Below are 21,906 nucleotides of genomic sequence, written 5' to 3'. Positions count from 1 at the left end.
CGTCGCTGCTGACCGATGACCCAAATGAAATGCCGGCGATCTGGTGCCTTTTTTCAATTGGGATCGTGCTTGTAAGCCTCAGTCCGCAGATCCGAGGGAAGTTGCTTGGTTCTGCAAGGCGCGGCTTGGCCTAGCTTGAGGAATTATTGGCAAACAAGAGTCTAAACGTTCGTGCAAGCAATCGAATGATATTGAGTTCTATGGTTCAAAGGCCCGGGAAATCGACAAAGACCAATGCGTGATCGCTGGCACTCGCCTCGCTCAAAGAAGAATACATCGTCTTCATCCCGGAACGAATGATCTGTGGACGTACATCCGGGTAGTCCTGAGCAAGTGTCGGAGAGGCGAGAATCCGGTCGGGCCGTGTATGAAGACGTGTCTGCGGCACTTCAAAGGTCCAGTCCTGACCGGGCTGCAGTCGATCAAGCAAGTCAAATGCAAACCCGTCGCTCAGGACATTGAGTGCGGAGCCGTGCAACGAATTGTTGGTGATGGGTTCGTTGAAATCACCGAGAATAATCCACCGCTCCCTGCTTGGATCGGCGAAACGTGCCTCGATGATCCGCCGGACTGCCTGCGCCTCGGCTACGCGGATAGCTCTTGCTTTGATAGGATCTGGATAAGGCGCCTTAAAATGACAAATGAAAAGCGTGACAGAGCCCAAATGTATCTCAAGACAGTCGCGTCGAAAAATGGGGTGGTCTCGTAAATCCAGTGAAAGATCCAGAAGCCCCAAGCTAGCTCCAGTCTGGCGTGCGTGACTTTGCACATATTTGGCCTCCCGTCGCGACAATGCAGCAACGTTCAATCCGCGACCATCATTTCCTTTTATGCAGTAGCGATGATCATATGAAGCTGCACCCGCGGGAGCGAGAAAGCAGTCGCAAAAGAAGTCGAGCGTCGCGAGGTCAAATACCTCTTGCAGTGCTACAACATCCGCTTGGGCGGTTGCGATGACCTTTGCCGTCTCAATACGGTCCGCTATCTCAAGTGCGCTCGACCGATCCACTTCCGATGCATCGCGGTCGAAGGCACCATCGAGGGAATACTGTCCGTCACTTGAACGAAGTCGAAGGTTCTGGACGTTGAAGGTAGCAATTCGCATCTTTGACCGGGCCTAGTGAAGCCTTTTGCACTGCTCGCCCCAAAACAGCGTTTACAACTACTTAAACTAAATGTGGCGATCTCTTGGAGCAATCAATATGCGCAATTCGTCGGCAGGAGCTCATTTTTTGCCAGCGCATCGACCAACCGCTTCGAGCCCGGGGCAGAAGTCTACCTCGAGATTCCTTTTGGCCATGTGATCCGGAAACCGAAGCCAATTTCTTGTGGAACATTGGGTTTCAGCACTCTGGTCCAAGAATAGACACCTGACCGATTGTCCACGTCTTCGACGTCGGGGCGGGTCGTTCCGGGCAGGAACTCCACTCGGACCCGCTCGTCGTTCGTGACCGGCGTCTGGTCTTCGAGGATGATCGGAATGTCGAAAGAATGCCTGCTGGTGACCCGCATGAGATAGGACCTTTCCTCGATATAGGCGGTCGAAACCAGACCCGTCTCTCCCGACTTTCTGGCGACTTCACGGCGTTCGATACGAACCAGATCGTCAGCGCCGAAGCCCAACTCGAGGGTCTCGCCCGGCGTCGTCAGCGGAAGGAACGCCTCGCCGATGAACACCCCGTCGCGGAAGAGCATGACCCGGCCGGGCAGCAGCGGCGCCTCGCCCTGAACCGTGAAACGCGCGACCAGATAGGCGGTCAGGTCGATCTTCGGAATCGCGGACAGCGAAAGATTAGCCGGCATCGTGGTCGCTCCGATCCGAACCGTTCGCGCGGTGCCGCTTCGGTCGATATCCACGCGACCGGGGATTTTGAACATCACATTGAACCCCGCGCTGGCAGGATCGGTCTGCAAACTTCCTTCGGCACCCGTCCCGTCCGAAGTGTTGCCCACCTTGACTGCGGATACCCGATCTCGTTCGCTGGCGAACCGCGCGGCCTCGGCATCGACCTCGCGCGCGAACTGGCTGACCGACTGGCTTTTCAGTACGGGCGGCGATATCCGGGCAGTCCGCTGCGCGGTTGAGATACTGAGGCCGACATCGTCCCAGTCTTCGGTGGTGCCTTGTGTCACCGACGCGTTGCGCACCAGCTCCAACCGGGCCGCCTGGCTACCCTCTCCTGTCGACAATCGCGCCTCGTAGAGCGGTTGCCAAGACGCGGAACCGAGGCGGTATGTCAATTCGAAGGCCGCACTGCCTGCACCTCCTGCCGTCAGGTAGATCGAGGCCAACTTGTCGCCCGCTTTGGGTTCCCGCGGCTCCGCCAAAACCTCTACCAGCACCGCAATCCTTTCATGCGATGCATCGATCTCGGCCTGCGCCGTCAGGATGCTTTCGGATATCGCCAACATCCGCGCGTCGACCATGTCGAGAAGCGCGATCAGGTCCTGCGGTTCCGGGACCGGTGGCGCGGTCTCGGGGCCCTGCGGTTGCAACTTGCGCCGGGCCAAGGTCTCGACCAGTTCGCGCGATAGCATAGCGTTCTCGATCCTCTTCTCGTTCACGCCGATATCCGCATCGAGCGCAGCGATCTCTGCGCGAATGGCGTCATCGCGCTCCTTGCGTGCCTCGTCATCGACAGGCGCGGGGCGCAGATCCAGCGAATTCACGGTCACAGTCGCTCCGTTCCCGCTTCTGATCTGAATACTGTTCGGTTGAACGTCATTCGGAAGCGGAATCTTCAGCACATAGTCGCCCGCGGCCAGGTCGACCGTGAAGGTGCGCATGATCTCGGCGCCCGTCGGGAAGACCGTTACAGCCTCGATCCGAGAGGTGACACTTATCTCGTCGGCACTGGCCTTCTCCGGCGCGAGCGATAGACCGAACATAGCTACTAGCGTCACGGAACCAAGGAAACGCTTTAGGGCCGAAGTTGCACGCATCTCAGTTCTCCTCTGTTCCGGTCGCCGTTGCCGCCTCGGCAGTTTGCTTTCGGTACATAAAATGCTGGTAGACATAGCCGATCCCTACAAGACTGATGCCGAGGCCGAAGAACGACGCGACCCGCCAAAGCCCCGCGAGACGGGACATATCCAGCAGGAACACCTTCACCACGACAAGTAGCAGTACGGCCAGCGATGCGTAGCGCACGTTGCTGTTGTCTCGCACAATCCCCGCGAACATTGTAACCAGCGCCAAGACAAGCCAGGCGGCGGAATAACCGTAATTTTCGATATCGGTGAGCGTCTCTAGCGTCAGCACACCGCCTTGGAAAGTGTGCTTCACCAGCATCGTGATCCCGACGAAAAGCAGCACATAGGACCCCGCTTGCGACATTTTGCGCAGCCGTCGGTCCAGCTTGCGCGAGACAAGGCCCAAGAGTGCGGCCGGAACGATGAAGCCCAACAGGAGCACGTTGAAGACCGGCCAGCCCGGCACGAATTCCGTGTCGAATACTGGGTTGAAGATTAACGTGTGGCCAACGAACAGCATAGCGACGCTGACGGCCAAGGCTGCGAGGCCGGCACGCTTCGCTTCCGCCATCTTGCCAATACGGAGGACGAAGAAGGGTGCCGCCCCCAGCACCATCCAGGCGAGGGTCGTGAGGTAGAGCTCCAGCAGGCTTTCGTGAAAAACGACCAACCGCGGCCCCTGGAAGGCATGCTTGAACGACAGCCATACCCAGACCAGCACAAGGAGGTAAGCGCCCGCCAACAGCACGCTACGCAGAGGCCGCTCGAGATGTTTGGCGACCCAATAGAGAAGCGCCGCCGGAAAAAGGAATCCGATTAGCAGCGTGTTGATCGCGGGCCATCCACGGACGACCTGGCCCCTGACCACCGGATTGAAGGCGAAGCTATGACCGAATACCAGCATCAGCAGGGCGACAAGAATGATAACCGTCGCCAGCGAACGAATCTGATGAGACGCGCGCCGCTCATTGACGAAGTAAGGTGCCGCGGCGGGGATCAGCCAGGCCAGAGTCGTTATGTAGAGCTCCAGAAGCGACGCGTGCACCGGACGGATCAGCATGCCCTGGAAAAAGACGCGTACCTCCTCGGTGACGAAGGCAAAGGCCAGAAGTGCCGCAGCGCCGCGCAAGAGGACCATGACAGGGCCACGGTGCGCGTCTTCCTTCGGCAATAGCGACCTGGCGATCAGCCACAGCAGGACCGCCGGCACGGCCAGCGACAGGATCAGCATGTTGAACAGACCGTATCCGTCGATGAACTCGCCGGTAAAGACAGGATTCATAACGACCAGTTGCAAAGCAATCGCCTGTGCCGCTCCCGCAGCGGTCAGGATTCGCGATCCCCAGGTGCTGAACAGGCGTGGATAGCGCAGGTTCCTGCGCGCCAGGACAATCGCAGATGTCAGCCACGCGATGGTCTGCAAGCTGGCTTCCGGCAACCGGTATCCGCCCGAATAGATCGAACCGGTCATGAAGATCCGGATCTCGATTGATATGAAGACGATGCCCAGAAGAAGCGCAGCGCCTTCCAGCACTGTAACGGTCAGGTCGTCCTTCGCCCGTTTGAATATACGGCTTGCCGCAAAGAACAACGCTAGGGGCACAAGGTAGCCATAGGATACCCACTGCATTCCGAGCGGATGAAAAATCTCATATCCCCTGAGGTCGGGGTTGATGCTCAGACGGACGAGCACCAGAAGGACGATCAGGTTCGCCAGATTCCGCACCGTCACAAAATCCGTCCGCATTGAGGTCATCGACAGCGCTAAGACCAGCACTGCATAGGAGAGCGTCAGCCAGATCCGGTCGAACTGGAACGTTAGCGCAAGGAAGGCAGCGATAACGGCGAAGGCCGCATAAAGGCCCGGCAGATCAGCCATCATGCCTTTCTTGCGGCCCAGCAGGGTCGTGGCGGCAATGGCGGCTGCGACCGTGGCAGCGGCAGATATAACCCATACGGCGTCCCCGCTGAAGTTGCGGAACTGAACGTATCCGATCAGCAGAAACGCCAGCGGCGCCCCACCGGTCACGAGCGCGACCGCATGTGCTCGCGTCGCGCGCCCGAGAGCCTGTACTCCGCCCACGAAGAGCGCGACCGAGAGCAAAGCGCCGTGGAGCAGGTATTCTTGATATTTCTCGGCGAAATAATCCGTCGGCGCCGGAGTACCCAGAAGCCGCTCGGACAGATTCGCCAAGGCGCCTTCATCGACATAGACCAGCCCGATAACCAGGACCGACACCAGCGTCAGGGTATAGAGTATCCAGTCGAAGCGGGGCAGCAACCGGGTGAGTATCGCGGCGGCGACTGCGAATACAAGTAGCAACCAATGCACCGCGGGATGGAAATCCGACAGCATGGCCAGTGCGCAGACGCTCCCAAGCGCCAGAACGAATCCGGTTCCCGCGACCTCGTCGGCGCCGATCATCAGGCCGGAAGCCTTGCCTTTGCCGTCCAGGACCAGAATCGGACCCGCGCGCCGCGCCATTTCAAATCCCGCAAGGGCGACAATCCCCAGGGTGACGCCGATGGGAAGGATGTCCACCTCGCGGAATGGTTGCTGGAGCCAAATAGCCGTCCAGCCGGCAATCGCCACGAGGGACAACTCCGGCAGCCAATACCAGCGCTTGCGGTCCCCGACCGCCAGCGTCGCGAGAGCCACGATACCCAGATAGGTAAAGAACCCCCAGTTGCTGGGATCGTCCGTCGAGACCAACGCTGGCGTCGCGACAGCGCCCGCCAAACCCAGTAAGGCGACAAATCCCCCCTGCACGAGGGACAGCGCAAAGGCCGCGAGCGTGATCCCGGCCAGCACCGTAAAGCTCCAGCCGGACGGGATCAGTTCATAGAAAGCGTAGGCAAGATAGATACTTCCGAATGCGGTCACTAGGCCAGCGGCGGTCAGAGCCTGAGGGACGTAGTCAGGATTGACCGCAGCAATTGCGCGTTGCAGTGGGCGGCGCCGTACAGCCTCGCCCGCGATAATCAATACCTGACCGAAAACAACGCCGATTGCACAGCGAAGGGCTGGAGACAACCAGCCCTGCTCGGCAATGTATCGCACCAGGAAGATGCCGGCTATCGCAAGCGAAATGCCACCAATCCAGACCAGCCAGTTGGTACTCAGAGTTCGTTCCAGATCTCCGCGTGGTGCAGGCAAAACGCGTGCGGCGAGGACCGAGGGAGGGGCAGGCTTCGCTGTCGCTTCTGCTTCTTCCGGACCATCGACGATTTTCTCTGGCACGTCTCTCGACGCCTCTTCCGGTTCCTGTGCCTCGTCCGGCTGTGATTTGGCGGGCACCCTCGAGACAGCTTCCCATGGAGATTCGATCTTCGCTGCTGCGGCTACCGGTCTGTTGACAGGTTCCTTATCGGCGCTTTCTTCTGGCGCCTGGACTGCCTCGATGCCTTCGGGTTCAATAGGTAGCCCCTCGGAGGCAAGGGAAGGCGCGGTCGTTTCCGCTTCTGTTTCCCGGGATGTCGCCTCCAGTTCAGGCGACGGCACTTTTAGTCCTGAATCCGACTCTGCCTCGGCGCCCTCAATTCCGGCCTTTGCCTTCAGTCCTTCGAGCTCATTCTGAACTTTCTGTAACCGAGCCTGAAGCCGGCTGACGTGCTCCGACAAGAGTCTCTGGCTCTCCTGCGCCTCGGGAAATTCGCTCTTGAGCTGAGTGATCCGGCTGAGCGCAATCAATGCCAATATTGGCGTGACGAAGACCGACAGGCCGCCAACAATCAAAAGCAGTATGAATAAGCCGTCCATCCCAGATGATTACGCGATAAAGTTGGAGATAGAATTGATTTATTTCAATTGACTTTCGAGCGTATATCCTAGCATCGCATGAGCCTTGAAAACATCTGATGGGCTCTCGGCCAGCCCAAATAGCAAAGGCTCCGGCAAATAAGCGAAGAACGCGCCGCATGGCGTATCACACGGTCAAATTTCTTGCTCATGGCAAGGTCATCCCCGTCGACTCATTTCTGATTTGTGCGCCTCGCACCATCTCAGACCGCGTGCTGGTGCCGCTTCGCAACGAGCGGCGACTTAGTCCTGCATTGTAGTCATTGATGAAGCGCGCGGCGAATGGCGGCTTTGAGCGGGGGCCTCAACGGGTCGATGCAACACATGCATTGAAACGCTCGGCTGTCGTTTCGCATTCGCAGCATTCTTTCTAATTGACAAAAATCATGGCGAAAGTCTCTGATGCATGCCTTCCTAAGAATGTGATGAAGAAACAAGGGAGGTCATCATGCTTGGAAGGATCATTTTGGCTGCCTCGGCGGTAGTCCTAGGCACGATTTCAGTCGCTTCGGCGGAAGACCATGCAGGCAAAGAAGAATTCATGATTGCCTGCGCAGTTTGCCATGGAGAGTCTGGCAAGGGAAACGGCCCCTTTGCCTCAATGATGAATGTCGAGGTTCCTGGATTAACCGGCCTTGCCGCAGCCAACGAGGGTGTGTTCCCTTTTCTTAAAGCGTTCGAAATTGTGGATGGTCGAACAGGTATGCGCGCCCACGGAGGCCCGATGCCAATCTGGGGTGACCGTTATAAATCTGAAGTAGAAAACCTCGGTCCCTACAGCTCTGAAATTATTACGCGCGGACGAATTGCAGTCCTTGTGGACTATCTTCAAAGCATTCAGGAATGACGCGGCCGCTGAGTTTAAACGTGCTCCACTGAAACTCGCGAAATTCTGCCCTTCTAAGGCCAGTGTGTCCTCAGAGTGTATCTTGGTGACAATCGCCGCGAACCCGTCTGTGCACATCACAGAGTCGCGTGACGCAAGTCAGTGTTGCCGCAACTTCTTTGAAGTACTTCGTGTTCGATGACCGACAAAAAACTCTACCGTGACTCGCCGACAGTAATAGTACTCACGCTGGTGCTGGCCGCTTTGCTTGTCTCGGCGCTCAGTGTCGCAGCCTATTGGTTTATATTATTCATGCTGCCCGTGGTCATCGTGTTAATCTGGCTAATCTATCAATTTGCCAGATTTCTTGTCTCAACCGGTCGCTTCCGTAGGCTCCCATTCAAAGCGGCAATACTCATGGCTCTTCTTTTCACACCTGTTGCCGGCTATGCCCCTTTTGCGCTGTCCCTTCTTGAGATGCGCGTGCGAGCGTCGATGGTCGGCTATCCATTGGCCCTCATGGAATTGCCAAATTCTTTTGAAGAGCATTCTGTTCTTACCATTCGCGTTGACCCGTTCGGCAGTTCGTCAGCCGGACCGGCAGTTATCTACAACGTTCAAGACCGCGATGGAAAAACATCAGAGATAAGCGTCGATATGGTACCTTATTCTCCTTACTTCGTTTTCGCTTCTGCATTTTGGTATCTAGGGACAGGCCGTCAAAGGGGTAATTCGCAGTGTTCATAAATGACTTTTCGGACGCGAAGGCAACGATCACGTCAATCGTTTAGAATGGCGGGCTTGTCCGCACAGCGGTCATCGGAGCGAGTAGAGCAAAGGGTGTTTCTGACCGTCGTGGTCTGTGGCCACCGAATCCCCATTGGGTCGAGGCTTGATACTTGTCAAAGACAGATGGAGCTTCGGATGATTACTTCTCTCAGGATTGAAAGATGAGGGAGGCACAAAGGAATGGTACTAACTTCATTCGTCCGGTTAGTGATCATTGCGGGCATAGGCACGAGCCTAAACCAAGCTGTTGCACAGGATGCCCCACCGCTTGTGCCTAACGAGGAAGGCGTGATTTTCCAAATTGGAAAAGACGACAAGTTCAGGATTGAGTTCAATCCTGGAGGCTGGAGGGGTGTTGAAGAATTCGAGTGCACGGTTGGCATAGACTACGATGCCGCACGTTTCCCCACACGACTGAGCGCCAAGCATGCGGCTGACTATTATGACAGCTCGACTGTGCAGCGCGTGAAGATCAATTTCAACCTGGCCGAGGACCAAGAAGGCGTAGTATTCTCGGTAGCGCGATTTGGGATTGAGACGTCTGTGGTTCGCTTTGACGAAGCCCCGCCAGTTATCGTTACAACTGACATGATGGCCCCTCCATCTGCGGAGGATGTATGGGGTCGGTTTGATTTGCCGCTTGGTACCGTTTCAGCTGGGACACACCAAATTGAGTTGTCGGTTCTGAACGACGAACGTGGTACCGGACGACACAGCCTCGACGTAATCGTCCTAACGACCGGCAAACCAAATTGACGGCATCGACGCCCAGATCGAGCTGTTTGCTGACTTCTTTGTACCACAAGACAGTCGTGCATTCCTGCAACTGCGAATAGCTGTTTTTGAGCCCCGAGCAGACGGCCTTTTACCTTCAAAGAAGACCGATCAAATAGCATCTGGGATTTTGCGTAAGGGGCGCCATTCGCCGATTGACCTGACCAATATCAATGCAGGTATTTGAGGAATCAGGAATCCTCTCAGCGTTGCATGATTCATTGGGAGAGGACTCGTGATTACATTCTCAAAAGCTACATTGGCCGCATTCACTGTGGGCGCGGCGCTCACTTTACCCGCGCAGTCATTCGCCGACTCCGCATCTGACGAGCAAGCAATCCTCGATATCTGGTCAACGTATACCGAGGCACGCGTCGCCGGCGATGCAGAAACATGGCTTGGCCTATGGGATAACGAGGGTATCCGATTGCCGCCGGGCGCCCCGGCCGTGGATTTCGCTACCTTTGCTCCCGGGACGCCTGAGCGCTTCGCCAATCCTCCTGCCTCTATGGAGATCAAATCGGAGGAAGTCATTGTCACTGGCGACTGGGCGTTCTCACGTGGGAATTTCACCGTGAACAATGCGCTTGAAGGGAAATTCTTGACGATCTTCCGTCGGCAAGATGATGGCTCTTGGCGCATCTACCGCGATGCCTTCAACTTTAACTCTGAGTAGTTCCCAACCCTCGCGAATTGCCTGTCCGCGAGGGAGCGCCAATGACTGCTAAGTCCGCATAGCGGGCGTTGATGCGCATCACAGCGAATGACCGCTATGCGGGACAAAGTTACCTTTGGATCATTCCTTGGCAATGTCTGTTATCAGCCTGAAACTGACCTTATGCGAACGCATACGCTGAAGCGACAAAGCTAACCTCTTGCGACATTCTGTGTGTCTCATTGCATGACGCCGCACGTTCCTTGCGCAGGTGGACGGGCTGAAAAAGTACCGTGCGAAGGCCCAGCAAACCGTACGGGTTGAGCGCGTGACAGTGAATGAAGGTGGTCAGGCGATTGTTGGCTCAGTCAGCCATGAGGGGGGAGGTCATGGCGAAAAGTGACGTTAACCCCATGCAAAGCGCTCATGACGCTCCGAGATGTACCGCACATTCAAAGCGCTCGGGACTTCCCTGCAATAGCCCTGCGGTTCGAGGTTGGTCTGTTTGCAGAATGCATGGCGCACGAGGTGGGCATGGCTCTGGTGAGGCGAATCCTGCCTACAAACATGGGTTGCGGACAAGAGAGTGGATAGAACTGAGGAAAGCTATCATGGAGATGTCACGCGACTCAGTGTGAGAGCCCCGGAACCAGCCTACATTGAGTGTCGCCTGGGGGAACGAATAGGGGGGGGATAATGCGCCAACTCAAAATGATAAATAATATATTTCAATATGTTAATGAGATATTTTGGCGCACCCGACAGGATTCGAACCTGTGGCCTCTGCCTTCGGAGGGCAGCGCTCTATCCAGCTGAGCTACGGGTGCCTGACTGGGCGTATACTCAGGTGACTTCATTCTTGCAATAAAGGATTTGGTACAGGCCAAATGCTGGCGGCCCCTTGCGATGGCGCGCCGCCGCAAGGGGGATTTGAGGCTGGGATGAGGCCTCAGGTGCGTCCCGCGGTTCCGGTGCCCGGGCTTCCGGTTGCGGGGGTGCGACCGGACGAAGACCCGTCATCTCGGTCTCGATCCGGTGGTGGTGGCGGGCAATCCCATTCTACCGATCCATCGGCCAGCGTGATGGGATCGCAGTCATCTTCAGGAATGCATTCCGGCGGCTGAGGCGCGGTTCCGGGCACGTAGACGTAACCTTCTTCGCATGACCCCGAGCCAAATTTGTCAAAAGTCGGTTCCGGAGTGATCATTGGTTCGGGCTGACTGGCGCAGGCTGCCACAATGCCTGCAATTGCGATATATCCCGCAAGCTTAAGAAATCTCATCACATCTGTCCTTGTTTTGGTTGAGGCACGCCAATTCCCCGATGGGCCCGGCCTTACGCCCGTTCTAAACCCGGCACGGGTGGACATTAAGCAGAATTATTGCATGATAATCATGCGTATTTGCAGGATTTGTGATGGACTGGAGTCATTTGAAAGTGGCGCTTGCGGTGTCGCGGGGCGGCTCGCTGACGCGCGCGGCGCAGCTTTTGGGTATGGATCAGACGACCGCGGGACGGCGACTGAATGCGCTGGAGGACCAGCTTGGAGTAGCCCTTTTCGTGCGCGCCAAGAGCGGTTTTCTTCCAACAGAACAAGGCCAGCTGGTTGTGGAACGCGCCCTGAAAGTCGAAGCTGAAATCGACCGGATGGGCGAAGATATCGCCGCCTCGCAAGCGGGCGCCGTGGGCGTTGTGCGCTTGATGGGGAACAATTGGGTGCTTGAGCGTCTGGCAACGGATGTGATGCCGGGATTATGCGCGCAACATCCAAAGCTTGAGATGGTCTTGTCGGGGCGCCTGCCGCCTGCCCCGTTGCATGGCGAGGCAACGATGTCGTTCTGGTACGACGCGGCACCACATGCGTCGGAAGTATCCATTCCGTTCTGTCGCGTGCCATACGCGGCTTACCGAGCGCTAAACGCGGAGTGTGATCCTTTTGACTGGGTTTTGTTTCGCGATGACGATGCGCATGGACCGTCGTTTTCGCGACTGGTCCGCAAGCGCCTCGGGCCACATGCGCGGGTCCGGTTGACGGCCACCGACGCGCATATCCTGCGAAATGCCGCACGCGCGGGCGTGGGCCAGACGATGCTGCCGGTTTGCATCGGAGATATCGACCCGGCGCTTCAGCGCGTCGAGGGGCCGGGTCTGGCGACGGACCGGATCATGCATCTGCATATCAATGCGGACACCGCCGAAACCCGGCGGGTGCAGATCGTCTTGGCGGCGATTGCAGAGCGGATAGAAGAGGCGCTTGGCGCAAGGCTTCTTACGCCTCCCGACAGAATTTTGAAGACGCTGACGACTGCGCGGCGTTGAGACCGCTAACCGCTAGTCGAACAACTCGTGACAAAGTTCGAGGGCTTCGATCAGCGTGTCGACTTCGGCCTCGGTGTTGTAGAGGCCGAAGCTGGCTCGGCAGGTGGCGCTGAGGCCGAGATGATCCATTAGCGGGCCGACGCAGTGCTGCCCTGCCCTGACCGCCACCCCTTTTTTGTCGAGCACGGTGGAAATGTCGTGGGCATGGGCCGCGCCGGTCATGGTGAAGGAAAAGATCGCTGCCTTGTCCTGCGTCGTGCCTTGGACGTTCAGCCAGTTCAGACCGTCCAGTCTGGTGCGGGTGTAGTCGCGCAGGGTTTCCTCGTGGACGGCGATGTTCTCCATCCCGAGGTCCATCATGTAATCCAGCGCCACGCCGAGGCCGATCTGCTGGACGATGCCGGGCGTGCCGGCTTCGAACTTCATTGGCGGATCGTTCCAGATCACGCTGTCCTTGTGGACTTCGCGGATCATGTCGCCACCGCCCATGAAGGGGCGCATTTCGGCCTGTCGGTCGGCACGGATGTATATCGCGCCGGACCCGGACGGGCCGTAGAGTTTGTGGCCGGTGATCGCGTAGAAATCGCAGCCGATGTCCTGCACATCGACGGGCATATGGACGGCCGCCTGACTGCCGTCGACCATCACGGGGACGCCTTTGGCATGGGCGCCTTTGGTGATGGCTTTTACGTCGACACGGGTGCCAAGGACGTTCGACAGATGCGTCACGGCGATGAGTTTGGTCTTGGGTGTGATCGCGTCGAGCACTTTTTGCGGATCAAGCGCGCCGGTTTCATCGACGTCGACCCAGACCAGTTTCACGCCCTGGCGTTCGCGCAGAAAGTGCCATGGCACGATGTTGGCGTGGTGTTCCATGACCGACAGGATGATCTCGTCGCCCGCTTCCATGCGGGGCATGGCCCAGCTGTAGGCGACCAGATTAATACCTTCGGTCGTACCCGAATTCATGATGATTTCGTTTTCGGACGCCGCGTTGAGGAACCGTTGCACGGTACCCCGCACGCTTTCGTATTTCTCGGTCGCGAGGTTGGACAGATAGTGCAAACCCCGGTGAACGTTGGAGTATTCCTCGGCATAGGCCTTGGTGACCGCGTCGATCACGACTTTCGGTTTTTGCGCCGAGGCACCGTTGTCGAGGTAGACCAGCGGCTTGCCGTTCACCTGCCGCGACAGGATCGGAAAATCGGCACGGACAGTTTCGATGTCATACATTAAGCTATGCCTCCGGCCATGAACTGGACGCCCAGCAGCGACATCAGGAAGATCAGGATAAGCGCCACGCCCAGTGACGCGAAAAGCAATACGCCAAAGGATCGCCACAGCGACGAAAAGCCATGCAGCGCGGCTATGAAATTAAGGTTGATCCAGAACGTCAGAAGGATGATCGCGATGGAAAAGACACCCGAAAGCGCCGGCACGACGAGGTAAAGCACGAACTCGACCAGTTGCCCCGCGAAGATAAGTCCTTGCAGGAACACGGTGAGGAGAAGGGCTTCTTCGAAACGTCCGGTCCCGTCCATGGCCGCGCCGACTTTCCACACCAGAAACACCGATGCCGCTCCGGCAACGGCGGACGTCACCGCAAGAACCAGTGGTCCGACGGACGCCTGACCGGCGGCGGGCTCAAGGCCTCCGCTGAGGAACGACAGGATGACGGACAGGCAGACCAATGCGCCGAACGCGGGCCAAAGCGCTGCCGTGGGCACGCCCATCGACATCAGCGTGCTTGCCGCTTCGCGCGGTTCGCGCACGGCCTGCGCGGCGATAGGAAAGAACGTGTTCAGCATCACTTATTCCTGCGCGGCAACGGGCCGCTTGGCGATTTCAACAACTCCGGATCCCCAAAATACCAGAAACGATCCAAGGGCAAGCACCCCGACCATGGATGTCGCCGGAGTTTCGCCGATGAAGCCTGTCAGCAGTCCCGATAAAAGCCACATGGGGGCGGCGGCAAGCAAAGCCCAGAACAGTGCGACGCGCGACATATAGCCGGTCGAAGCGCGCCGGAACGCGACAAGTCCCCAGTGGACCAGAAGCGCGAGCGTGTAAAAGAACAGCGGAGCGATGATGACCCAACCGAACAGCGCGCCAGCCATCAACCCGTCGATCGCGACCGTGTCGTCCATGAAGGCTTCGCGCGAAAGACGCGGCCACTGGGCAACAAAGATCAGGAAGCACGCGCCCATGAGAATCGCAAGCGCGCGGTCCTCGCGTTCGCGCGACCCGATACGACGGCGCAGCACTTCGCGCGGGGCACGATAGGTGCGCAGGATATCAAGCGCGATGCTCACGCGGCGGTCTCCCTTATGCGCTTCGATGGCGCTGAAGCCAGCCTTCGAGGCGGCTGAGAATATCGTCGGCGATGGTTTCGTCTTCGATTTCCTCGATCGCTTCGGCAAGGAAGGCAAGTGTCAGTAGGTCTTGCGCTTCGGCGCTTGGCACACCGCGCGAGCGCAGGTAGAACAGCGCCTCTTCGTCGATCGCGCCACTAGTCGAGCCGTGCGAACAGGCCACATCATCGGCGTAGATTTCAAGCTCGGGCTTGGCGAGAAACTGCGCGTCTTCGTCCAGAAGCAACGCCTGACTGATCTGATAGCCGTCGGTCTTTTGCGCTCCTGCTTTCACCAGAATTTTGCCCTGAAACGCCCCGACTGCGCCGTTGCGCAGCACCTTCTTGAACACCTGACGGCTTTCGCAGTTGATCGCGTCATGGGTGATGAAGACGGTGTCATCGTGATGAAAATCACCGTCCCCAACCGCCGCACCCGCGATGTGGGCGATGGCGTTGTCGCCGGTGACTTCGACCACGGCTTCGTTCCGTGTCAAACGGCCGTTGACGGTCAGCGTGAGGGACTTGAATGTGCTTTCTTCCCCAAGCCGCGCGAACAGATGCGTGACGGCCAGACGCTCGTGATCGCGGCCCTGCGCACGCACATGATGAAAGGCTGCGCGATCCGCGATCTCTACTTCCATGCACTTGTTGAATCGGGCGGCCGCAGGGCCGCTCTCCAGAACAGTCAGGTCAGCGCCCTCTTCGACGCGGATCACGAAATGCAGGATTGCGTCGCTTTCGGTATTCTCGTGAAGGTAGACCAGCGAAACCGGCTTGGAGACCTTGCCGGTGGCGCGCAGAACGACGCCATCTGTTGCAAATGCGGTGTTCATCGCGGCAAACGGACGCGCGACGGGCGTCTGGCCACGGGTTTCAAGCACACCGTAAAGGTCTTTCGCCCAATGGATATCCTTGGAAGTGGCGTCGGACAGACGTTCGATCTCGAGGTTTTCGAGGCTAAGATCGTCGGACGCCATGGCGTCGAATTCACCATCGCGGAACACGATGCGCAAACGGTCGATGTCGTCGAACAAAGGTGGCACTTCTGCATCCAAAACTGCCGCCGAGGGCGCCTCGGGCGCATTCAGAGCGTCAGGGCGGGTGAAGCGCCAGTATTCGTCGCGTGGTCCCGGCAGGCCCATGGCGCGCAGGCGCGACGCGGCGTCCTGACGCGCCGCATTCGACCACGCAGCGCCTTCAGGCATCTCAAGTTGCGCAATCCGCGCTTGGGTTGCATCCAGTTTCGCTTGTGGCAAAGCCATTACGCCACCTCCGCCAGAATGTCATGGTACCCGTTGTTTTCAACCTCAAGCGCCAGTTCCGGGCCACCGGATTTGACGATGCGTCCGTCAGCCATGATGTGCACGACATCGGGTTTGATGTGGTCGAGCAGGCGCTGGTAATGCGTAATGACAAGGAACGACCGACCTTCGGCGCGCAGCGCATTCACGCCCTCGGCCACCAGTTTCATCGCGTCGACGTCAAGACCGGAGTCGGTTTCGTCGAGGATGCACATTTTCGGCTCGAGCATGGCCATCTGCAGGATTTCATTGCGCTTTTTCTCACCGCCCGAAAAGCCCACGTTGACCGGGCGTTTCAGCATGTCGGCATCGATTTCGAGCGATTTGGCCTTCTCGCGGATCAACTTGAGGAAGTCGGCGGCGCTGAGTTCATCTTCTCCTCGTGCCTTGCGCTGCGAGTTCATCGCGGTGCGCAGAAACGTCATGTTGCCGACACCGGGGATTTCCACGGGGTATTGGAACGCCAGGAAGAGACCTGCGGCCGCGCGCTCTTCAGGGTCGAGATCAAGCAGTTCTTCGCCTTCAAGCGTCGCCGATCCTTCGGTAACTTCGTAGCCGTCCTTGCCGGACAGAACGTAGCTGAGCGTGGACTTGCCAGACCCGTTCGGACCCATGATTGCGTGGACCTTACCGGCCGGCACTTCAAGGTCTACGCCTTTAAGGATCTGCTTGTCCTCTTCTTCAAGTTTGACGTGCAGGTTGTTGATCTTCAGCATTTTTCGCCTCGCAAAACAGAAAAAAGGGCCCCGCCTGCGCGGCGGGTCCCTTGTGTGGGTGAATTGGAATGAGTGAAGTTTAGGCTGGTTAGCCTATCGCCGCCGCTACATAGGCTTCGGAGAAAAAGTTGGCATGGATCGCCGGAAACTGCTCGACCATCTGGACGTGTCCGAACAACATCGCGCCGAAACCGGCCACAACCGCCAGTTTTCGGAACAAACCGTTGAAACCGAAGGTCCAGGTGAAGATCAGTGCCAGAATGCCGCCGATCACCAGGTGCGCATAGATCAGATAGGGTTCGACCACTGCGACTGCTTCCGGCAGCGTGACGGGCATCAACCCGCCGTCCTGAAAGAAGTGGAACGATGCCGCCTGCCCCGCAAAGGCGCACATCGCGCCGATCACCATAGCGACAGGCACCAGAACCAAATTCGAGCCCTCGCCGATCTTGACCTTTTTCTTCTTGGCCTTCAGCCGAACAGTATTGGTCGCCTTGCCCGAGCGCGCCTTTTCCTCGTCGCGCGGACCGATATGGACCTCGCCCATGGTGTTCGGCGCACCCTTGTTGATCCGGTTGAGCCGATCTTCGAACGACTGATGTGTTGCGCGCGCAGTTGCCATGCGATGCATCCCCTTGAGTATCTGAGGAGGACAAAACCAACGCTTCGTGACCAAAGAAGGGCAACGGTAAGGAGAAATCGTCGCTTTTCGGCAAAATCCCCGCGATTGGTCTGCATTTTGCAGGTTTATGATGGCCAAGGCGCGCCATTTCAGTCGATCACCACCGCCGTGCCGCTGGCCGAGACCATCAGCATGTTGTTGATCACCTCATAGTCGAGATCGACGCCGACAACAGCATTTGCGCCCTTTTCAGCGGCGCGTTCTTCAAGCTCGCGCAGCGCGATATCACGCGCTTTTCCAAGCTCTTGCTCGTAAGCTCCCGAGCGGCCGCCGACGATATCGGTAATCTGTGCAAAAAGATCACGAAAGACATTCGCACCAAGGATCGCCTCTCCGACGACAACGCCGCGATAATCCTTGATCTCGTGGCCATTTATGCTTGGTGTGGTGGTCACAATCATCTTTGTCTCTCCCCAGGGGGTCATTTCTTTCTCCAGCGGCTGAGAACAGTCTGCGCGAACAGACTGCCCAAAAAGCCTGACGCAAAGCTCACCAAGATAAGCTTCTGGCGTTCCAGCATGTCGGTCGCCAGATCGATGATCACGGCAAACCCCGAGCAAAAAAGGCCCGTCAGAACGGCCGAGAGGAGGATCGGGCGGACCATGTCAGCCGACGCTTCCCTCAAGCGAAATGGCCACAAGCTGTTGCGCTTCCATTGCAAATTCCATGGGCAGCGCCTGAAGCACCTCTTTGCAAAAGCCATTCACGACCAGGGCCACGGCCTCCTCTTCGTCCATGCCGCGCTGGCGGCAATAGAACAGTTGGTCATCATCGACCTTGGACGTGGTGGCCTCGTGTTCGACGCGCGACGAGTTATTCTTAACCTCGATGTAGGGAACCGTGTGCGCGCCACATTCCGAGCCGATCAGCAGCGAGTCACATTGAGTATAGTTGCGCGAATTCTTGGCGCGCGGGTGCATAGAAACAAGGCCACGATAGGTGTTCTGTGCCTTGCCTGCACTAATGCCCTTCGAGACGATCCGGCTTTTCGTGTTCTTGCCAAGGTGGATCATCTTCGTGCCGGTGTCGGCCTGCTGCATGTTGTTGGTAATGGCGATGGAATAGAACTCGCCCTGGCTATCATCGCCGCGCAGGATGCAGGACGGGTATTTCCATGTAACGGCCGAGCCTGTTTCGACCTGCGTCCACATCACTTTCGAACGGTCGCCCCGGCAATCGGCGCGCTTGGTCACGAAATTATAAATGCCGCCCTTGCCATTTTCGTCGCCCGGATACCAGTTCTGAACGGTCGAGTATTTGATCTCGGCGTCGTCCATCGCGACCAGTTCAACCACTGCCGCATGCAACTGATGTGTATCCCGCTGGGGCGCGGTGCAGCCTTCGAGGTAGGACACATATGCGTCGTTGTCGCAGATGATCAGCGTACGTTCGAACTGGCCGGTATTTTCGGCGTTGATCCGGAAGTAAGTCGACAATTCCATCGGGCAACGCACACCCGGCGGCACATAGACGAACGAACCATCGGTGAAGACAGCCGAGTTCAGCGTCGCAAAGAAGTTGTCCGACTGAGGCACGACCGAACCGAGATATTTCTTGACCAGTTCGGGGTGTTCCTGGATGGCCTCGGAAATCGAGCAGAAAATCACGCCCGCCTTTTTCAGTTCGGCCTGAAATGTCGTGCCGACGGAAACGCTGTCAAACACCGCATCCACGGCCACTTTGCGGCCCTCGGCGGGTGCATCTTCGGCCCCTTCGACCCCTGCAAGGATCATCTGCTCTTTGAGCGGAATGCCAAGTTTCGCATATGTTTCCAAGAGCTTGGGGTCGACATCGTCCAGCGACTTCGGCTTTTCGGCCATGCTTTTGGGTTTGGCATAGTAATACTGTTCCTGGTAATCAATCTTCGGATAATTGATCATCGCCCAGTCAGGCTCGTCCATTTTAAGCCAACGCTCATACGCCTGCAGACGCCATTCCAGCATCCACTCTGGCTCGCCGTTTTTCTCGGAAATCAGACGCACGATGTCTTCGGACAAACCTTTCGGGGCATAGTCCATTTCGATCTCGGTTTCCCAACCGTATTTGTACTTGCCGGAGAGCGAGCGCACCGCATCGACCGTTTCCTGATCGACCCCGTCTTTTACATCGGTGTTGTCCAACGCTGCCATGGCTGGCTCCCTTGATTAAGCCGCGCGATCGCGGATTTTGCGTTCCTGTTTCAGCCACGCTTCGCAAAAGCGCAGCACATTCTCTTCTGTCGTCTCCGGCCCCAGCGACACACGCAACGCGCATTCCGCCTGACCGTCGTCTAATCCCATCGCCCGCAAGACCCGCGGGACTTTGACCTTCCCCGAGGAACACGCCGACCCGCTTGAAACCGCGAACCCGGCAAGGTCCATCTGCATCACCTGCGTTTCGCCTTTCCAACCCGGCGTGACGAAACACGAGGTGTTCGGCAACCGGTCAAGGTCATTCCCGACAAAAATAGTCTCTTTTGCCTCGGATGCCAGTGTCTTTTCTAGAATGTTTCTAAGTTTTTCTACGTTCAACCACGCACCTTGGTTCAATTCTTCCAAAGCCGCCGTCGCAGCCGCCCCGAAACCCGCAATCCCGGCGACGTTTTCCGTCCCCGAGCGCCGCCCTAATTCCTGCCCACCACCAAGCTGAAGTGCCGCAATATCAGTGCCTTCGCGCACAATGAGGGCACCGACCCCTTTGGGACCGCCGATCTTGTGAGCCGAAAGGATCGCCAAAGTCGCACCGGACCAGGCGAAACTCCACGGGATGCGCCCAGCGGCCTGGACGACGTCCAGCAACAGGCTGTCGCACGTGATGTCTCCATATGTCCAGCCGGGACCTGCGCCCGGATCCGTCACGACACCCGTCTCGGAATTCGCCAACCCCATAGCCAGCGTCGCAGGCCTTTCAACGGCTCGGCCCAAGTCCAGATGCGCCCACAGACAATCATGCGCCGTTTCCTGGACGCAAACCGCTGCATGCGCCGTGGCGCTGCGCAGGACCGAGGCCGCTTCAGTCGCCCCGCTGGTAAAGACCACTTCCGAAGGCTTGCATCCAACCAGTTCAGCAACCGAGGCCCGCGCCCGCTCTACCAGACCGCGCGCCACCCTACCCTCTGCATGAACAGACGACGGATTACCAACCCGGTCCATTGCATCGATCATCGCCGCCCGCGCCACTGGGCGTAAAGGCGCCGTGGCGTTCCAGTCCAGATAAACCCGCTCACCCATTATCGGCCCCGAAATATCCCGGGGAGCGCGCACAGCGCGCGGGGCAGAGCCCCCACCGCGACGCCGTCAGGCGGCGCAAATGAAAAGCGCTTCTCACGTCTCGTCCACCAGTTCGAACAAAGCCGGAACCGCAGGACACGGCGCAAGCTCATTGGCGACGATGTCGCTTAGCCGCGTCTGGTGCAAAAACACATAGACCTGCGCCGAAAGCCCTTCCCACAATCGATTCGTCAATGACTGAGCCCGACTACCCGACACCGCTCCCGACGCGCCCGCGCCTTTGTGCAAGGCTGAAACCGTTTCATCGACGGCCCCGAGTATATCACTGACACGTATCAGTGCGGCCGGCTTGGCAAGCCGATACCCGCCGCCCGGCCCGCGCACACTTTCGACAAGGCCCGCCCGGCGCAGCTTGACGAATAACTGCTCAAGATAGGGCAGCGAAATATCCTGCCGCTTGGAAATCTCGGCCAGCGACAAAAGCCGGCCCTCTGGAACCATCGCCAAATCTGTCAAAGCCACCATCGCATAGCGGCCCTTGGTGCTCAGCTTCATCTCGCCTAATTCCTTAACTCATTGACCTTTCCGGCCTTAATGCTTACGTCAGCCGTGATCAGCCGGGGGCATGGCCCTCCGATTTAGAATGCTTCTAAAGACCCTGACCAATTTCGTCAAGAATTGGCGGGCGCCCGCGGGGCCACAAAAACAAATGGGGACCTATGCCCGAAGTTATTTTTCCTGGACCGGAAGGTCGTCTCGAGGGTCGCTATCACCCTCAGAAAATCAAAGACGCGCCGATTGCGATCATCCTGCACCCGCATCCGCAGTTTGGTGGCACGATGAACAATCGCGTCGTCTACAACCTGCATTATGCGTTCCTGAACATGGGTTTCACCGTGTTGCGGTTCAACTTCCGTGGCGTGGGGCGCAGCCAAGGCGAATACGATCAGGGCGTTGGCGAACTGAGCGATGCAGCCTCGGCTCTCGACTATCTTCAGTCGATGAACCAGAACGCCAAGCATTGCTGGGTTGCGGGCTTCTCGTTCGGGGCCTGGATCGGTATGCAGCTTTTGATGCGCCGCCCCGAGATCACCGGGTTCATCTCGGTCTCGCCGCCGGCGAATATGTATGACTTTTCGTTCCTTGCACCCTGCCCGGCTTCGGGTCTGGTCATCAACGGCACCGCCGACCGTGTCGCCCCGCCGCGCGACACTCATACGCTTGTCGAAAAGCTGCACGAGCAAAAGGGCATCACGATCACCCATCAGGAGATCGAGGGCGCCGGGCATTTCTTTGAAGATCCGCACATGGAAACGATGATCGGCAACACTACCGACTACGTGACCCGCCGTCTGACAGAAACCAGCCGCTAACACGACCGACTTCGGGCGTGACAGACCCTGCGGTGCACCGCCGCAGATTCGGTATGCGATGGCATACAGACTTTCAAAGCCTGTGCGATTGCGCTATCGCTTCCGAAACAGTCACCCATGTCTCCAAGGGAGCGTTC

Annotated in this window: 22 protein-coding genes and 1 tRNA gene; 7 read left to right on the top strand and 16 right to left on the bottom strand. The window is 57.9% G+C overall.

The features are described from left to right. Window positions 1–5 precede the first annotated feature (5 nt). Window positions 6–134 (top strand): DUF5765 domain-containing protein, encoded by a 129-nt coding sequence (locus BOA8489_RS21170; RefSeq protein ID WP_503092239.1) that lies wholly within the window; start codon window positions 6–8, stop codon window positions 132–134. Window positions 135–205: 71 nt separating this feature from the next. Here BOA8489_RS21170 and BOA8489_RS12925 read toward each other — a convergent pair whose 3' ends face one another. The 3 genes from BOA8489_RS12925 to BOA8489_RS12915 all read right to left on the bottom strand — a co-directional run bounded on the left by BOA8489_RS12925 (window position 206) and on the right by BOA8489_RS12915 (window position 6,733). After that, window positions 206–1,105 (bottom strand): endonuclease/exonuclease/phosphatase family protein, encoded by a 900-nt coding sequence (locus BOA8489_RS12925; RefSeq protein WP_093974441.1) that lies wholly within the window; start codon window positions 1,103–1,105, stop codon window positions 206–208. Window positions 1,106–1,275: 170 nt separating this feature from the next. Further along, window positions 1,276–2,943: a mucoidy inhibitor MuiA family protein gene (locus BOA8489_RS12920; RefSeq protein WP_176440298.1), complete on the bottom strand. Its 1,668-nt coding sequence runs from the start codon at window positions 2,941–2,943 to the stop codon at window positions 1,276–1,278. Window position 2,944: 1 nt separating this feature from the next. Beyond that, on the bottom strand, window positions 2,945–6,733 hold the full coding sequence (locus BOA8489_RS12915) for a DUF2339 domain-containing protein (protein ID WP_093974439.1): 3,789 nt from the start codon (window positions 6,731–6,733) through the stop codon (window positions 2,945–2,947). 487 nt (window positions 6,734–7,220) lie between these two features. On the opposite strand from BOA8489_RS12915, the gene BOA8489_RS12910 reads away from it, so the two are divergent. The 4 genes from BOA8489_RS12910 to BOA8489_RS12895 all read left to right on the top strand — a co-directional run bounded on the left by BOA8489_RS12910 (window position 7,221) and on the right by BOA8489_RS12895 (window position 9,837). Then, window positions 7,221–7,619: a c-type cytochrome gene (locus BOA8489_RS12910; RefSeq protein WP_093974438.1), complete on the top strand. Its 399-nt coding sequence runs from the start codon at window positions 7,221–7,223 to the stop codon at window positions 7,617–7,619. A 177-nt stretch (window positions 7,620–7,796) separates the two neighbouring features. Continuing rightward, on the top strand, window positions 7,797–8,345 hold the full coding sequence (locus tag BOA8489_RS12905; RefSeq protein ID WP_093974437.1) for a hypothetical protein: 549 nt from the start codon (window positions 7,797–7,799) through the stop codon (window positions 8,343–8,345). Window positions 8,346–8,567: 222 nt separating this feature from the next. Continuing rightward, window positions 8,568–9,143 (top strand): hypothetical protein, encoded by a 576-nt coding sequence (locus BOA8489_RS12900; protein WP_093974436.1) that lies wholly within the window; start codon window positions 8,568–8,570, stop codon window positions 9,141–9,143. Between the two features lie 277 nt (window positions 9,144–9,420). After that, complete coding sequence (locus BOA8489_RS12895) at window positions 9,421–9,837, top strand: YybH family protein (protein ID WP_176440297.1); 417 nt, start codon at window positions 9,421–9,423, stop codon at window positions 9,835–9,837. Window positions 9,838–10,566: 729 nt separating this feature from the next. On the opposite strand, the gene BOA8489_RS12890 is transcribed toward BOA8489_RS12895, so the two are convergent. Together BOA8489_RS12890 and BOA8489_RS12885 are read right to left on the bottom strand one after the other, a co-directional pair. Then, window positions 10,567–10,643: transfer RNA gene (locus tag BOA8489_RS12890), tRNA-Arg, on the bottom strand. Window positions 10,644–10,765: 122 nt separating this feature from the next. Further along, complete coding sequence (locus BOA8489_RS12885) at window positions 10,766–11,098, bottom strand: hypothetical protein (protein WP_093974434.1); 333 nt, start codon at window positions 11,096–11,098, stop codon at window positions 10,766–10,768. 134 nt (window positions 11,099–11,232) lie between these two features. Here BOA8489_RS12885 and BOA8489_RS12880 point away from each other — a divergent pair, with 134 nt between their 5' ends. Beyond that, window positions 11,233–12,135 carry a LysR family transcriptional regulator gene (locus tag BOA8489_RS12880; protein ID WP_093974433.1) on the top strand — a complete coding sequence of 301 codons (903 nt, stop codon included), beginning with the start codon at window positions 11,233–11,235 and terminating at the stop codon, window positions 12,133–12,135. Between the two features lie 12 nt (window positions 12,136–12,147). Here the strand turns inward: BOA8489_RS12880 and BOA8489_RS12875 are convergent, their stop codons facing one another. The 11 genes from BOA8489_RS12875 to iscR form a co-directional block, all read right to left on the bottom strand. Then, complete coding sequence (locus BOA8489_RS12875; protein WP_093974432.1) at window positions 12,148–13,368, bottom strand: cysteine desulfurase; 1,221 nt, start codon at window positions 13,366–13,368, stop codon at window positions 12,148–12,150. After that, on the bottom strand, window positions 13,368–13,943 hold the full coding sequence (locus BOA8489_RS12870) for a hypothetical protein (protein WP_093974431.1): 576 nt from the start codon (window positions 13,941–13,943) through the stop codon (window positions 13,368–13,370). The genes BOA8489_RS12875 and BOA8489_RS12870 overlap by 1 nt, the downstream gene beginning before the upstream one ends. A 3-nt stretch (window positions 13,944–13,946) precedes the next feature. Next, window positions 13,947–14,447: a hypothetical protein gene (locus BOA8489_RS12865; RefSeq protein WP_093974430.1), complete on the bottom strand. Its 501-nt coding sequence runs from the start codon at window positions 14,445–14,447 to the stop codon at window positions 13,947–13,949. 13 nt (window positions 14,448–14,460) lie between these two features. Continuing rightward, a complete protein-coding gene (gene sufD, locus BOA8489_RS12860) occupies window positions 14,461–15,750 on the bottom strand; it encodes a Fe-S cluster assembly protein SufD (RefSeq protein WP_093974429.1) in 1,290 nt (429 codons plus the stop codon). Further along, window positions 15,750–16,505, bottom strand: a complete 756-nt coding sequence (gene sufC, locus BOA8489_RS12855; RefSeq protein WP_093974428.1) for a Fe-S cluster assembly ATPase SufC — start codon at window positions 16,503–16,505, stop codon at window positions 15,750–15,752. The genes sufD and sufC overlap by 1 nt, the downstream gene beginning before the upstream one ends. An 88-nt stretch (window positions 16,506–16,593) precedes the next feature. Further along, complete coding sequence (locus BOA8489_RS12850) at window positions 16,594–17,127, bottom strand: hypothetical protein (RefSeq protein WP_093974427.1); 534 nt, start codon at window positions 17,125–17,127, stop codon at window positions 16,594–16,596. A gap of 149 nt (window positions 17,128–17,276) precedes the next feature. Beyond that, window positions 17,277–17,588 (bottom strand): heavy metal-binding domain-containing protein, encoded by a 312-nt coding sequence (locus BOA8489_RS12845; protein WP_093974458.1) that lies wholly within the window; start codon window positions 17,586–17,588, stop codon window positions 17,277–17,279. 20 nt (window positions 17,589–17,608) lie between these two features. Beyond that, window positions 17,609–17,791 carry a hypothetical protein gene (locus tag BOA8489_RS12840; RefSeq protein WP_093974426.1) on the bottom strand — a complete coding sequence of 61 codons (183 nt, stop codon included), beginning with the start codon at window positions 17,789–17,791 and terminating at the stop codon, window positions 17,609–17,611. A 1-nt stretch (window position 17,792) separates the two neighbouring features. Continuing rightward, window positions 17,793–19,316 carry a Fe-S cluster assembly protein SufB gene (gene sufB / locus BOA8489_RS12835; RefSeq protein ID WP_093974425.1) on the bottom strand — a complete coding sequence of 508 codons (1,524 nt, stop codon included), beginning with the start codon at window positions 19,314–19,316 and terminating at the stop codon, window positions 17,793–17,795. 15 nt (window positions 19,317–19,331) lie between these two features. Next, window positions 19,332–20,396: a cysteine desulfurase family protein gene (locus BOA8489_RS12830; RefSeq protein ID WP_093974424.1), complete on the bottom strand. Its 1,065-nt coding sequence runs from the start codon at window positions 20,394–20,396 to the stop codon at window positions 19,332–19,334. A 93-nt stretch (window positions 20,397–20,489) separates the two neighbouring features. Continuing rightward, complete coding sequence (gene iscR / locus BOA8489_RS12825; protein ID WP_093974423.1) at window positions 20,490–20,951, bottom strand: Fe-S cluster assembly transcriptional regulator IscR; 462 nt, start codon at window positions 20,949–20,951, stop codon at window positions 20,490–20,492. Window positions 20,952–21,115: 164 nt separating this feature from the next. Here iscR and BOA8489_RS12820 point away from each other — a divergent pair, with 164 nt between their 5' ends. Then, entirely contained in the window at window positions 21,116–21,769 is a 654-nt protein-coding gene (locus tag BOA8489_RS12820; protein WP_093974422.1) for an alpha/beta hydrolase, read from the top strand. The last annotated feature ends 137 nt before the right edge of the window (window positions 21,770–21,906 follow it).

This window comes from Boseongicola aestuarii (assembly GCF_900184815.1).
In the GTDB taxonomy this organism is placed as follows: domain Bacteria; phylum Pseudomonadota; class Alphaproteobacteria; order Rhodobacterales; family Rhodobacteraceae; genus Boseongicola; species Boseongicola aestuarii.
The sequence above is the reverse complement of the archived record's forward strand: the minus strand, read 5'-3'. Positions and strand labels throughout refer to the sequence as shown.

What these genes read in the sequence shown, in the direction of transcription:
- BOA8489_RS12925 (WP_093974441.1), bottom strand. Translation starts at nt 1,105, where the DNA reads ATGCGAATTGCTACCTTCAACGTCCAGAACCTTCGACTTCGTTCAAGT.
- BOA8489_RS12920 (WP_176440298.1), bottom strand. Translation starts at nt 2,943, where the DNA reads ATGCGTGCAACTTCGGCCCTAAAGCGTTTCCTTGGTTCCGTGACGCTA.
- BOA8489_RS12915 (WP_093974439.1), bottom strand. Translation starts at nt 6,733, where the DNA reads ATGGACGGCTTATTCATACTGCTTTTGATTGTTGGCGGCCTGTCGGTC.
- BOA8489_RS12910 (WP_093974438.1), top strand. Translation starts at nt 7,221, where the DNA reads ATGCTTGGAAGGATCATTTTGGCTGCCTCGGCGGTAGTCCTAGGCACG.
- BOA8489_RS12905 (WP_093974437.1), top strand. Translation starts at nt 7,797, where the DNA reads ATGACCGACAAAAAACTCTACCGTGACTCGCCGACAGTAATAGTACTC.
- BOA8489_RS12900 (WP_093974436.1), top strand. Translation starts at nt 8,568, where the DNA reads ATGGTACTAACTTCATTCGTCCGGTTAGTGATCATTGCGGGCATAGGC.
- BOA8489_RS12885 (WP_093974434.1), bottom strand. Translation starts at nt 11,098, where the DNA reads ATGAGATTTCTTAAGCTTGCGGGATATATCGCAATTGCAGGCATTGTG.
- BOA8489_RS12880 (WP_093974433.1), top strand. Translation starts at nt 11,233, where the DNA reads ATGGACTGGAGTCATTTGAAAGTGGCGCTTGCGGTGTCGCGGGGCGGC.
- BOA8489_RS12875 (WP_093974432.1), bottom strand. Translation starts at nt 13,368, where the DNA reads ATGTATGACATCGAAACTGTCCGTGCCGATTTTCCGATCCTGTCGCGG.
- BOA8489_RS12870 (WP_093974431.1), bottom strand. Translation starts at nt 13,943, where the DNA reads ATGCTGAACACGTTCTTTCCTATCGCCGCGCAGGCCGTGCGCGAACCG.
- sufD (WP_093974429.1), bottom strand. Translation starts at nt 15,750, where the DNA reads ATGGCTTTGCCACAAGCGAAACTGGATGCAACCCAAGCGCGGATTGCG.
- sufC (WP_093974428.1), bottom strand. Translation starts at nt 16,505, where the DNA reads ATGCTGAAGATCAACAACCTGCACGTCAAACTTGAAGAAGAGGACAAG.
- BOA8489_RS12850 (WP_093974427.1), bottom strand. Translation starts at nt 17,127, where the DNA reads ATGGCAACTGCGCGCGCAACACATCAGTCGTTCGAAGATCGGCTCAAC.
- BOA8489_RS12845 (WP_093974458.1), bottom strand. Translation starts at nt 17,588, where the DNA reads ATGATTGTGACCACCACACCAAGCATAAATGGCCACGAGATCAAGGAT.
- BOA8489_RS12840 (WP_093974426.1), bottom strand. Translation starts at nt 17,791, where the DNA reads ATGGTCCGCCCGATCCTCCTCTCGGCCGTTCTGACGGGCCTTTTTTGC.
- sufB (WP_093974425.1), bottom strand. Translation starts at nt 19,316, where the DNA reads ATGGCAGCGTTGGACAACACCGATGTAAAAGACGGGGTCGATCAGGAA.
- BOA8489_RS12830 (WP_093974424.1), bottom strand. Translation starts at nt 20,396, where the DNA reads ATGGGTGAGCGGGTTTATCTGGACTGGAACGCCACGGCGCCTTTACGC.
- iscR (WP_093974423.1), bottom strand. Translation starts at nt 20,951, where the DNA reads ATGAAGCTGAGCACCAAGGGCCGCTATGCGATGGTGGCTTTGACAGAT.
- BOA8489_RS12820 (WP_093974422.1), top strand. Translation starts at nt 21,116, where the DNA reads ATGCCCGAAGTTATTTTTCCTGGACCGGAAGGTCGTCTCGAGGGTCGC.